This is a genomic window from Comamonadaceae bacterium OTU4NAUVB1, assembly GCA_024372625.1.
Lineage (GTDB): Bacteria > Pseudomonadota > Gammaproteobacteria > Burkholderiales > Burkholderiaceae_C > Variovorax.
This window is the reverse complement of the sequence record CP099603.1, coordinates 372829-384403: the sequence shown is the minus strand read 5'-3', so window position 1 is coordinate 384403 and position 11575 is coordinate 372829. Positions and strand designations below refer to the sequence as shown.

At 73.2% G+C, this 11575-nt stretch carries 9 protein-coding genes; 4 read left to right on the top strand and 5 right to left on the bottom strand.

Annotated elements, in window-relative coordinates; all coding sequences use genetic code 11:
- Positions 1 to 2: 2 nt before the first annotated feature.
- The 5 genes from NF681_01665 to NF681_01645 form a co-directional block, all read right to left on the bottom strand.
- The gene (locus NF681_01665) at positions 3 to 671 is read right to left on the bottom strand and encodes a GntR family transcriptional regulator (GenBank protein ID UST52606.1); all 669 of its coding nucleotides are present in this window, start codon (positions 669 to 671) and stop codon (positions 3 to 5) included.
- A 138-nt stretch (positions 672 to 809) separates the two neighbouring features.
- The gene (locus NF681_01660) at positions 810 to 1808 is read right to left on the bottom strand and encodes a TRAP transporter substrate-binding protein (GenBank protein UST52312.1); all 999 of its coding nucleotides are present in this window, start codon (positions 1806 to 1808) and stop codon (positions 810 to 812) included.
- Between the two features lie 80 nt (positions 1809 to 1888).
- Complete coding sequence (locus tag NF681_01655; GenBank protein UST52311.1) at positions 1889 to 3151, bottom strand: TRAP transporter large permease; 1263 nt, start codon at positions 3149 to 3151, stop codon at positions 1889 to 1891.
- Positions 3152 to 3153: 2 nt separating this feature from the next.
- The gene (locus tag NF681_01650; GenBank protein ID UST52310.1) at positions 3154 to 3768 is read right to left on the bottom strand and encodes a TRAP transporter small permease subunit; all 615 of its coding nucleotides are present in this window, start codon (positions 3766 to 3768) and stop codon (positions 3154 to 3156) included.
- A gap of 31 nt (positions 3769 to 3799) precedes the next feature.
- Positions 3800 to 4714, bottom strand: a complete 915-nt coding sequence (locus NF681_01645) for a dihydrodipicolinate synthase family protein (protein UST52309.1) — start codon at positions 4712 to 4714, stop codon at positions 3800 to 3802.
- Between the two features lie 365 nt (positions 4715 to 5079).
- On the opposite strand from NF681_01645, the gene NF681_01640 reads away from it, so the two are divergent.
- The 4 genes from NF681_01640 to NF681_01625 all read left to right on the top strand — a co-directional run bounded on the left by NF681_01640 (position 5080) and on the right by NF681_01625 (position 11572).
- Positions 5080 to 6108: a lipid A deacylase LpxR family protein gene (locus tag NF681_01640; GenBank protein UST52308.1), complete on the top strand. Its 1029-nt coding sequence runs from the start codon at positions 5080 to 5082 to the stop codon at positions 6106 to 6108.
- 181 nt (positions 6109 to 6289) lie between these two features.
- On the top strand, positions 6290 to 6907 hold the full coding sequence (locus tag NF681_01635; protein UST52307.1) for a DUF2760 domain-containing protein: 618 nt from the start codon (positions 6290 to 6292) through the stop codon (positions 6905 to 6907).
- On the top strand, positions 6904 to 8778 hold the full coding sequence (locus NF681_01630) for an Hsp70 family protein (GenBank protein UST52306.1): 1875 nt from the start codon (positions 6904 to 6906) through the stop codon (positions 8776 to 8778). Before NF681_01635 ends, NF681_01630 begins: the two co-directional genes overlap by 4 nt.
- Positions 8747 to 11572: a hsp70 family protein gene (locus NF681_01625; GenBank protein ID UST52305.1), complete on the top strand. Its 2826-nt coding sequence runs from the start codon at positions 8747 to 8749 to the stop codon at positions 11570 to 11572. Before NF681_01630 ends, NF681_01625 begins: the two co-directional genes overlap by 32 nt.
- Positions 11573 to 11575: the final 3 nt, after the last annotated feature.

Below are 11575 nucleotides of genomic sequence, written 5' to 3'. Positions count from 1 at the left end.
CCTCAGCGGTCGATCACGCGGCGGGCGAAGCGCTCGAGGTGGTCGAGCAGGCGGTTGGCGCCCGCGACCGCGGCAAGCTCGTCGCCGGTGGCGATGCCCCGGGCCAGTTCCAGGTGGGCGGCGGCGGCCTCGACGATGTCGCCCTCGTGCTGGTAGGCATACCAGAAGCGGCGGCAGCGCACGATCAATGGCGCCACGCTGGTCACGGCCGACGGGTTGCGGCTGGCCTGATGGTTGACGCGGTCGAGGTCGTGGTCGGCCAGCATGTAGGCCTCCAGGTGGCCGCGCGCGGCCTCCTTCACCATCCGCTCGGCGCAGCGCACGATCTCCTTGCGCTGGGCGGCGGTCGCGCGCCGGGCGGCGCACGCGGCGATCAGGACCTCGAGCACCCGCCGTGTCTGGATCACGTCGAGGTGGTCGGCCAGGTCGATGTTCGACACCAGCAGGCCGCGCCGGGGCTGCTGGTCGATCAGCCCGACCGAACTCATGCGCAGCAGCGCCTCGCGCACGGGCGTGCGGCCCAGGCCGGTGCGCTCGGCGATGTCGGCCTCCACCACCGGGCTGCCCGGCTGCAGCTGCAGGGTCGCGATCAGCGCCTCGATGGCGTCGTAGGCGACGTCGGCGGCGCGGCGCCGGGGCGCGGCGGGAGGAGGCTTGACGGCGGCGGGCATCGGGGAGAGGCGGTCTGGGGAACGGGACATCGGACGGGGACGCGCCGTGGGTGATGGCGCGCGGACGCATTGTCCCATCGGCTGCCGCCACGGCGCTGCGCCGACGTGGGTCGCGGGCCGCTTCGTCCCGCCCCGCGTCTACAGGGTGGCGCCGATCCGGCGCAGCTCGGCGATGGCCGGGGCCTTGGGCAGCCACAGCTTGTCGAACTGGCCGATGATCGGCGCCGGGTCGTAGCCGGCGTCGCTGCGGATGGCGATGCCGCTGGCCTTGAACTTCTCGATCAGGCCGAGTTCGGTCGTCACGATGTCGCGGATCTGTGCGTCCAGCGACTGTTTGACGAGGTCGGTGATCAGTCCCTTGTCCTTGGCGTCGAGCGTCTGCCAGATGCGGCCCGAGACCAGCGGCGCGAACGGCATGAACAGCGCGTTCATCGGCAGCATGACCTTCGAGACCTTGTCGAAGCGCGCGTTCCAGGAGAACTCGATGTCCGCCTCCAGGCCGTCGACCTGGCCGTTGGACATGGCGTCGAACACCGCCGGCGTGGGAATGGGCGTCGGCGCGGCGCCCAGCATCGAGTAGAAATCGCGGTAGACCGGCGTCGGGTTGATGCGCAGCTTCATGCCCTTCAAGTCGGTCGGCGAGGCGATCGGCTTGGTGGCGAAGACCACGCGCATGCCGGTGATGCCCCAGCCCAGGCCGATGGTGCCGGTCTCGCGCGGCAGCACGTCGAGCAGCTTCAGCGCCGCGGGCGTGCGCACCAGCGAGGCGACGTTGGTGGTGGAGCGCACCAGGTAGGGCGCGTTGATGGCCGCCACGCTCGACACCCGCGAGCCCAGCTCGGCGGCCTGGATCCAGCCCATGTCGAGCGCGCCGGACTGCAGCTGCTGCATCATGGCCGACTCGTTGCCCAGCTGGCCGGAATGGAACACCGTCACGCTCATGCGGCCGTCGCTGGCCTTCTTCAGCGACTCGCCGAAGGCCAGCGCGGCGCGGTTCCACGAATGCCCGGCCGGCGTGATGAGCCCGAGGCGGAACTCCTTGGCGGCGGCCGCGCGCACGCGGGGCGCGAAGACGGCGGACGAGGCGGCGAGGCCGGCGGTGGCGGCCTGGACGAAATGGCGGCGGGAGAGGGTCATGCGGGGCTCCGGTGGGTTGGACGACGTTGGGGGAGGACGGGAGGAGGCGGGAGAGCGCGCGAGGCGGCGTGCGGGCGCGCTCAGAGCAGCGCCAGCGACAGGCTCGGGTAGATCGACAGCAGCACCAGCGCCAGGCAGCAGATGATGAAGAACGGCAGCGTGACGATGAACATCTTTCCGGGCTTGGCGCCGGTGACGGCGGCGGCCACGAAGAAGCTCAGTCCCACCGGCGGCGTCATCAGCCCCAGCACCAGGTTGACGACCACCACCACGCCGAAGTGGCGCGGGTCGATGCCGTAGATCTCGGTGGCGATGGGCAGCAGGATGGGCACCGTCATGATCAGGCCGGGAATGCCGTCGATCACGGTGCCGATGACCAGCAGGATCAGGTTGGTCAGCAGCAGGAAGCTCACGGGGTCCTTGGCGACGGTCTGGATCCAGGCGGCGGTGGCCTGCGGCACCTTGCCGTAGATCAGCAGCCACGAGAACACGGCGGCCGCCGCCACCAGGAACAGCACCACGGCCGAGTAGATCGCCGACTTCAGCAGGATCGCCGGCATGGTGCGCAGGCTGAATTCCTTGGTCACGTAGCGGCCCACCAGCACGGCGGAGAGCGCGCCCACGGCCGCCGCCTCGGTCGGGTTGGCGAAGCCCGTGAGGATCGAGCCGACGATCACCAGCGGGATCAGCAGCGTCGGGCACGAGGTGACGACCGTGCGTACCCGCTGGCGCAGCGTGCGGCGCTCGGTGCGCGGGTAGTCGTAGATGAAGCCCATCAGCGCGATCACCACGAAGAACAGCAGCGTGAGCACGATGCCCGGCAGGATGCCCGCGATCAGCATGTCGCCCACCGCGACCTGCGCCAGCACGCTGTAGACCACGAACATGACCGAGGGCGGGATGATCGGTCCGAGCATGCCGCCATAGACGGTGAGGCCGGCGGCGAAGGTCTTGTCGTAGCCCTTCTTCTCCATCTCCGGCACCATGATCTGGCTCATGATGGCCACCTGCGCGGTGGCCGAGCCGATGATCGAGGACACCAGCATGTTGGCCAGGATGTTCACGTAGGCGAGGCCGCCCTTGACCGAGCCGATGAAGGCCAGCGTCATGTCCACCAGGCGCTGCGTGATGCCCCCGCCGTTCATGATCTCGCCGATCAGGATGAACAGCGGAATGGCGATCAGGCCGTAGCTGTCGACGCCCGCGAACATCTGCAGCGGATAGGACTGGAACAGGACCGGCGCGCCGGTGTCCAGGATGTAGACGATGCCCGCCAGGCACAGGCAGGCGCCGATGGGCACGCCCACCAGCATGATCAGCAGGAAGAAGCCGGAGGTCAGCATGGTCAGTTCACCACGTCGGCGTTGGCGACACCGAACTCGGGATGCGCGCGCCGGGGCTGCAGGCCGAGGTCCTCCGCGAGGTTGGCCAGCGCGTGCAGGCTCAGCGTGAGCGCGAACAGCGGCAGGATCAGCTGGATCGCCCAGACCGGCCATTCGAGCGTCTGGGTGCGCTCCGTGTAGAGGAAGTTGAACGACTCGGCGGCGAAGTCCTTGGCGTCGAAGCCGTGGCGCGCGATGCCCACCGGGTCCATCCAGACCCAGCACATCGCCAGCAGCGCGAGGCCCAGCACCACCACGCCGAGCGAGGCGCAGGCCTTGGCCGCGCGCGCGGCCCGCTCGCCGACGTGGTCGGTCAGCAGCGTCACCGCGAAGTCCATGCGCAGGCGCGTCATGGCCGAGGCGCCGATGAAGGTCAGCCAGACGACCACGTACACCGAGGCCTCGTCCACCCAGTAGAGCGGCACGCCGCCGTAGCGCGTCGCCACGTTCAGCAGGATGAGGGCGACGAGTCCGCCCATCAGGCCGGTGAGCAGGTGGCGCTCGCAACGCAGGATGACGTCGGAGACGTCGAGCAGGGCGCGCGCGAGGCGCGCCGCGACGGGCAGGGTGTCGGGCATGGCGGCGGACTTCGTCGGGTGGAAGGGGCGCTCAGTCGACCGAGCGGAACTGCTGCGGCCGGGCGTCGAGCGCTTTCCTGACGACGGCCTCGACGAAGGCGCGCTCCTCGCCCACCAGGGGCAGTCGGGGTTTGCGCATGTGCTCGGAGCCCACGCCGGCGAGCACGTCGATGAGCTTGAGGTTCTGCACCAGCTTGGTGGAGACGTCCAGGTGCAGCATCGGGGTCATCCACTGGTAGAGCGCGAGCGCCTCGGCGAAGCGGTTCGCCTTCATGAGGTCGTAGAGCGCGACGGTCTCGCGCGGGAAGGCGCAGCCCACCCCGGCGAGCAGGCCGTCCGCGCCCAGGGCGAGGGCCTCGTAGGCGAGGTCGTCCACGCCGCAGAAGATCTGGTAGCGCGTGCCCAGGAGGTTCCTGAGGTCGGTGATGCGGCGCACGTTGTCGGTGCTCTCCTTGATGGCCACGATCCACTCGCAGTCGGCCAGCTCGAGCATGTGCTCGGGCTTCAAGTCCACGCGGTAGGCCACGGGGTTGTTGTAGACCATCAGAGGCTGCTGGGCGGCCTGGGCCATGGCGCGCACGTTGGCCATGGCCTCGCGCGCGTCGGCCACGTAGATCACCGAGGGCATGACCATGAAGCCGGCCACGCCCAGGGCGTTGGCGCGCTCGATGTAGCGCAGGGCCTCGGTGGTGCGCGTCTCCGAGACGTTGGCCAGCACGGGGATGCGCCCGTCGGCGGCCTCCAGGGCGATCTCGGCGACGGTGAGCTTCTCCTCGAGGGACAGCGTGCTCGCCTCGCCCAGGGAGCCGCAGGTGACCAGGCCGTGGATGCCGTTGCGGATCTGGAAGTCGATGTGGCGCGCGGTGCCCTCCGCGTCGATGCGCTCGTCGGCGTGGAACTTGGTGGTGATGGCGGGGAAGATGCCTTGCCAGCGGGTCGGATTCATGATTTCTCCTGGGACGGAACGGGGAGTGGAAGCGGCCGGGCCGGCACGCCGACACGGTCTGCAAATATATTAATGAGATATCGGGAATATTCGACAAGGGTATTAGCACATTGCGTGCCAGGCCGGGATGTGCTTGGTGGACGGGCGTGCGGCCCGGCGACGTCCACCGCCCGCCGGCGACTTGCACCGACGCGCCGCGGCCGCGTGCGTCGTCTCGCGATGGGGCGTCCCGGGCGCCGGCGACGCGTCAGAGCACCACGATGAGGCGCCGCGTGCCCGCGAACATCCCCGCGCGGCCCTGGCCGCGTGCGTCGAGGTAGGCTCGTCGATCCGCGTCCCGGCACGCTTTTTTCTTGCGCGAACGAATGGAAGTACCGACCGAATTCCCACCCGCCTCTGCGCGCGCCCCGGCCCGGCGCCTTTGCACCGGCGGCCGGCGCCCCTGGGCGCTGGCCGCGCTCGGTCTGCTGGCCACGGCGCTGGCGCCCTCCGCCCTGGCTGAAGCGCGTTACGGCGCGCTGCTGTTCCAGAATGATCTGTTCCTGGGCCGCGACGGCGGCGGCTACACCAACGGCATCTACCTCTCGAGCGTCCGCGTCGCGTCGGCGGACGAGGAACGCATCGCACCGGGCCTGCTCGTCGGTCCGCTCGCCTCGGTGCTCGGGCTTTCGCACGCGACGCTGGCCGCGACCTCCTTCGGCCAGGGCATCGTGACGCCGAAGGACATCGCGCGCCGCGTGCCCGACCCCGCCGACGCGCCCTACGCCGGCTTCCTGGTGCTGCGATCGGCGCAGGTCGCGCGGCAGGGCGACACGGCCGATGTCGCCGCCTTCAGCCTCGGCCTGATCGGTCCGGCCTCCGGCGCCGAGCAGGTGCAGCGCGCCATCCACCGCCTGACGGGTTCGACCGCGCCGCAGGGCTGGGACACGCAGGTCTCCAGCCGTCCGCTGGTCGGCCTGGAGCGTGCCCGCGCCTGGCGCTTCGCGCGCGCGCCGGGATCGTCCGGGACGGCCGGTGCCGATGCGATCCTCCAGGCCGGCGGTGCGCTGGGCAACCTGGAAAGCTCGCTCGGCGCGAGCCTGCTGCTGCGCTACGGCACCGGCCTGTCGCGCAGCTTCCCGGCGGCGGTGGTCAACGGCTACAGCACCGACCCCTTCGTCGTCGGCGCGGGCTGGTTCGTCTTCGCCGGCGTGTCGGCCGACCGGGTCCTGTACCACGCCGGCCTGCGCGACGAGGCGGGCCTGCGCCGTGAACGCACGGCCGCCACCCTGGGCCTGGCCTACGGGTGGGAGCGCTCGTCGGTGACGTTCGCGGTCCGCACGACCGACCCGCTGGTCTCCAGCAGCGGCCGGCAGATGTTCGGCTCGCTCACCTGGCTGATCCGCATCGACTAGGGCGGCGCAGGGACGCCCATGGGCCGCGGAGGACTTCCGGGCCTCACTTACACTGCGGCGCCGCATCCCATCCCTGGCGATCCCGCGTCCCGGGCCGGCCGCGCACCTCCGCGCCCGCGCCTCGAACCGCGCATCGGCCATCCCGACGACGGTCGCCCGAGCGGCCGATCTGGAGCAACGAATGAACAGCCCGCAATCCAATTCCACCGACGGCGCCCAGCTCTCGCTGCTGCGTCGCATCCCGCTCGCCTTCGGCGCGCTCTTCACCCTGATGGCCAACGGCGGCCTGGCCGCGCGCTATGCCGCGCTGCGCGACGGCGCCGTCGCGCCGACGGCCCCCGCGCCCGCGCCGGCCGCCGCCCCGGCGCCCGCGCCGGTGGTGGCCAAGGCACCGCCGCCGGCGCCGGTGCTGAAGGAAAACGGCCCCGACGCCGCCCTGCAGCTGCTGGCACTGCTGCAGCGCGACGCGCGCCTGATCGACTTCGTCGGCGAGGACCTCGGGGCCTATGCCGACGCGCAGATCGGCGCCGCCGCCCGCCTCGTGCACGAAGGCTGCGCCCGCGTGCTGCGCGAGCATTTCACGCTGGTGCCGGTGCGCGACGAGGCCGAGGGCGCCCGCGTCACGCTGGCGCCGGGCTTCGACGCCGCCGCCGTGCGCGTGACCGGCAACGTGGTCGGCCAGCCGCCGTTCACGGGTGTCCTGGCGCACCGTGGCTGGCGCGCGACCGAGGTGCGCCTGCCGCGCCTGGCCGAGCGACACGACGCGCGCATCGTCGCCCCCGCCGAGGTCGAGCTGTGAGCGCGCCGCGCTACGCGATCGGCATCGACCTGGGCACCACGCACAGCGCGCTGGCCTGGGTCGACATCGCCGGCAGCGACGGCGAAGCCACCGTCCACGGCACCCTGGCGATCCCTCAGCTGACCGCGCCCGGTGCCGTCGAGGCCCTGGCGCTGCTGCCGTCGTTCCTGTACCTGCCGCACGCCGACGAGCTGGCGCCCGGCGACCGCGCGCTGCCCTGGGCGGCCGAGGGCGCGCCGGTGGTCGGCGAGCTGGCACGGGCGCGCGGCGCGACGACGCCGATCCGCCTGGTCGCCAGCGCCAAGAGCTGGCTGTGCCATCCCGGCGTGGACCGCCGCGCGGCGATCCTGCCGCACGACGCGCCGCCCGAGGTCGAGCGCGTGTCGCCGCTCGACGCCTCCACGCGCTACCTCGAGCACGTGCGCAGCGCCTGGGACCATGCCCATCCGGACGCACCCTTCGCCGAGCAGGACGTGACGGTGACGATCCCCGCGTCGTTCGATCCCGCCGCGCGCGAACTCACGGTCGAGGCCGCGCGCAACGCCGGCTGCCGCGCCCTCACGCTGCTGGAGGAGCCGCAGTCGGCGCTCTACAGCTGGATCGAGGCCAGCGGCGGCGGCTGGCGCCAGCAGGTGCGCACGGGCGACGTGATCCTGGTGGTCGACGTCGGCGGCGGCACCAGCGACTTCTCGCTCATCGCCGTGCTCGAACGCGAGGGGAACCTCGAACTGCACCGTGTGGCGGTGGGCGAGCACATCCTGCTGGGCGGCGACAACATGGACCTGGCCCTCGCGCACGGCGTGGCGCGCAAGCTCGCCGCTGCCGGCACCACGCTGGACGCCTGGCAGTTGCGCGCGCTGACCTACGCCTGCCGCACGGCCAAGGAAAAGCTCCTCGGCGCGGCCGGCGACGCGGGCGCGGACGGCGGCCCGATCGAGGCGCAGCCCATCGTCGTGCCCAGCCGGGGCAGCCGGCTCATCGGCGGCTCGATCCGCACCGAACTCACCGCCGAGGAGGTCGCGGCGGTCATCGTCGACGGCTTCTTCCCGGCGGTCGACGCGGCCGCCCGGCCGGTCGCCCGGGTGCGCGCCGGCCTCGCGCAGCTGGGCCTGCCCTATGCGCAGGACGCGGCGGTCACGCGCCACCTGGCGGCCTTCCTCGGCCGCCAGCGCGGCGCCCTGGCGGAGCTGGCGGACTTCGCCGACCGCGCGCCCGACGCCACTTTCCTGCATCCGACCGCCGTGCTGTTCAACGGCGGAGTCTTCAAGTCGACGCTGCTGGCCGATCGCCTGTCGCGCACGCTCGACGGCTGGCTCGCCGCCGAGGGCGCGGCCCCGGCGCGCACGCTGGCCGGCGCCGACCTCGACCTCGCCGTGGCGCGCGGCGCCGCCTACTACGGCTACGTGCGCCAGGGCCGCGGCGTGCGCATCCGTGGCGGCACCGCCTTCGCCTACTACGTCGGCGTCGAATCGTCGATGCCCGCCGTGCCCGGCATGGCGCCGCCGGTGGAGGCGCTGTGCCTGGCGCCGTTCGGCATGGAGGAGGGCACGGAGGCCGAGGTGCCCGGGCTCGAGCTCGGCCTGGTGGTCGGCGAGCCGGTGGACTTCCGTTTCTTCGCCTCGTCGGTGCGTCGCCACGACACCGTCGGGACGATGCTGGGTTTCTGGGCGCCGGAGGAAATGCAGGAACTTCCGGCCATCTCCGCCACGCTCCCCACCGAGGGCCGTCAGGCCGGCGACGTGGTGCCGGTGCGGCTGGCCGCCCGCGTGAGCGAGTCGGGCACGCTCGAACTCGTCGCCGTGCCGCGCACGGGCGGCGACCGCTGGAAGATCGAGTTCGATGTGCGCGGCGAGCGCCAGCCGCACGCCTGAGCGGGCCGGTCCGCGCGCCGCCGCCGGCGGCCGTGGCGCCGCCTGGGTGGTCGGCATCGACCTCGGCACCACGCACACCGTGGTCGCCTGCGCGCCGCTGGGGGATGCTGCCGGGTCCGAGGCCATCCGGCTGTTCGACATCGACCAGTTGGTCGCGCCCGGCGAGGTCGCGGCGCTGCCGCTGCTGCCGTCGGTGCGCTACCACCCGGCGCCGGGCGAGCTGGCGGAGGGCGACCTCGCGCTGCCCTGGACGCCGGACGACCCGGTCGCCGGGGCGGTGATCGGGCGCCTCGCACGGCAACTGGGGGGGCAGGTCCCCGGCCGGCTGGTCGCCAGCGCGAAGAGCTGGCTGTCGCACGGCGCGGTCGACCGGCTGGCGCCCATCCTGCCCTGGGGCGCCAGCGAGGACGTGGCCCGGGTGTCACCCGTGCAGGCCAGCGCGAGCTACCTCGCGCACCTGCGCGCGGCGTGGAATCACCGCCATCCGGCGGCGCCGCTCGAGGATCAGGAGGTCGTGCTGACCGTCCCGGCCTCGTTCGACGATGCCGCGCGCTCGTTGACGGTCGAGGCCGCGCGCGATGCCGGGTTGCCCCGGCTGCGCCTGCTGGAGGAGCCGCAGGCCGCGCTCTACGACTGGCTGTTCCGCCACCGCGACACGCTCTCCGACGCGCTGGCCGGCACCCGGCTGGTGCTGGTGTGCGACGTCGGCGGCGGCACCACCGACCTGAGCCTGGTGCGCGTAGAGCACGACGGCGCCACGCCCCGCCTGGCGCGCATCGCCGTCGGTCGCCACCTGATGCTCGGCGGCGACAACATGGACCTGGCGCTGGCGCACCTGGCCGAATCCCGGCTGCCCGGCGCGACCGGCGCCCGGCTGTCGCCCGGCCAGCTGGCGCAACTGGTCGAGCGTTGCCGCGATGCCAAGGAGCGGCTGCTGGCGGCCGACGCGCCGGCCAGCATGCAGGTCACCCTGCTGGGCGCCGGCGCGCGCCTGATCGGCGCCGCCCGCTCGGCGACGCTCGAGCGCGCGGAGGTCGAGCGCATCGTCGTCGACGGCTTCTTCCCGCGCGGCGAGGCCGACGACGGCCCGCGGCGCGGACGCGCCGGCGGCCTGGTCGCCTTCGGACTGCCCTATGCCAGCGACCCGGCCGTCACGCGCCACGTCGCCGGTTTCCTGCGCGAACACGCGGACGCCGGCTGGCCCGATGCCGTGCTCCTCAACGGCGGCGTGTTCCGCGCCGAGGCGATCGCCGCCCGGCTCCAGGCCACGCTGGGCGACTGGCGTGGCGCGCCGCCCCGCTCGCTGCACAACGCCGACCCGGACGTGGCCGTCGCGCGCGGCGCGGTCGCGTACGCCCTGGCGCGGCGGGGTCGGGCGCCCCGGATCGGCGGGGGATCGCCGCGCAGCTACTTCCTGCCGCTGGACGCGTCCCGGTCGCGCGCGGTGTGCGTGCTGCCCCAGGGCAGCGAGGAAGGCCGCGAGGTCCGCCTGGAAGGCCGCAGCTTCGAACTGCGCGTGGGCGAGCCGGTCCGCTTCGATCTGGTGTCGACCACCGACGGGGCCGCCGGCGGCGTGCGCCCGCGCGCCGGTGACTTGGTCGAACTCGGTGCGCGCGAGGTGCAGCCGCTGCCGCCGGTGGCCACGGTCGTGCGTGCGCAGGAGGGCGCGGCGCGGCGTCCCATCGCGGTGGCGCTGGTCGCCACGCTGAGCGAGGTCGGCACGCTCGACGTCCAGTGCATCGCGCTCGACGACCCGGCGCAGCGCTGGCAGCTGGCCTTCGAACTGCGCGCCGATGCGGCACCGGGGGCGACTTCGTCGGCCCTACCGCCGCGTTTTCCCGAGGCGGTCGAGGCCATCGAGCGCGTCTTCGGCGCACGCGACCGGTCGGTCGGTCCGCGCGACGTCAAGCAGCTGCGCGGCCGGCTCGAAAGTTTCCTCGGCGGCCGCGAACGCTGGCCGACCGCGTGGCTGCGGCCGCTCCACGACGCGCTGTGGCAGCGTGCCGGCGGGCGCCATCGTTCGGCCGATCACGAGCGCCTGTGGTTCAGCCTGGCGGGCTGGTGCCTGCGGCCGGGCTTCGGCGATGCGCTGGACGGCTGGCGGATCGACCGGCTGTGGCCGCTCTTCGAGCGCGGCGTGCGGCACGGCAACGACCGCCAGGTGCGCGCGGAATGGTGGACCTTCTGGCGTCGCATCGCGGGCGGCCTGGACGCCGCCGCGCAGGAGCGCCTGCTGCAGGACTTCGCGCTCAACCTGCAGGGCGACGAGGCGGGCATCGTCGAGCGCCCGGCCGGTTTCGTGGCGGGCGCGTGGGACGAGATGGTGCGTCTGGGCGCGTCGCTCGAACGCGTGCCGGTCGCGCACAAGGTGGAGATCGGCGAATGGCTGCTCGAGCGCGTGCGGGGCCTGGCGGCCGGGCGTGGGTCGCAGGCCGGGGCGGTCTGGACGCTGTGGGCGCTCGGGCGCATCGGCGCCCGGTCGCCGCTCTACGGCAGTGCGCACGGCGTGGTGCCCGCGGACACCGCGGCGGCGTGGCTCGACGTGGTGCTGACGCTCGACTGGAAGCAGGTCGAGGGCGCCGCCGCCGCCGCCGCGCACCTGGCGCGTCTGAGCGGAGACCGGGTGCGCGACCTGCCGCACGACGTGCGTGAACGGGTCGTTGCCCGGCTCCAGGCCCATCGCGCGCCGCCGGCCTGGAGCGAACGCGTGCGCGAGGTCGTGGTGCTCGACGAGGCCGGCGAACGCGGCGTGTTCGGGGAATCGCTGCCGCCGGGGTTGCGGCTGATCGGCTGACGC

Coding starts and splice junctions, on each gene's coding strand:
- NF681_01640 (UST52308.1), top strand. CDS start 5,080: ATGGAAGTACCGACCGAATTCCCACCCGCCTCTGCGCGCGCCCCGGCC.
- NF681_01665 (UST52606.1), bottom strand. CDS start 671: ATGCCCGCCGCCGTCAAGCCTCCTCCCGCCGCGCCCCGGCGCCGCGCC.
- NF681_01625 (UST52305.1), top strand. CDS start 8,747: ATGTGCGCGGCGAGCGCCAGCCGCACGCCTGAGCGGGCCGGTCCGCGC.
- NF681_01635 (UST52307.1), top strand. CDS start 6,290: ATGAACAGCCCGCAATCCAATTCCACCGACGGCGCCCAGCTCTCGCTG.
- NF681_01650 (UST52310.1), bottom strand. CDS start 3,768: ATGCCCGACACCCTGCCCGTCGCGGCGCGCCTCGCGCGCGCCCTGCTC.
- NF681_01655 (UST52311.1), bottom strand. CDS start 3,151: ATGCTGACCTCCGGCTTCTTCCTGCTGATCATGCTGGTGGGCGTGCCC.
- NF681_01645 (UST52309.1), bottom strand. CDS start 4,714: ATGAATCCGACCCGCTGGCAAGGCATCTTCCCCGCCATCACCACCAAG.
- NF681_01660 (UST52312.1), bottom strand. CDS start 1,808: ATGACCCTCTCCCGCCGCCATTTCGTCCAGGCCGCCACCGCCGGCCTC.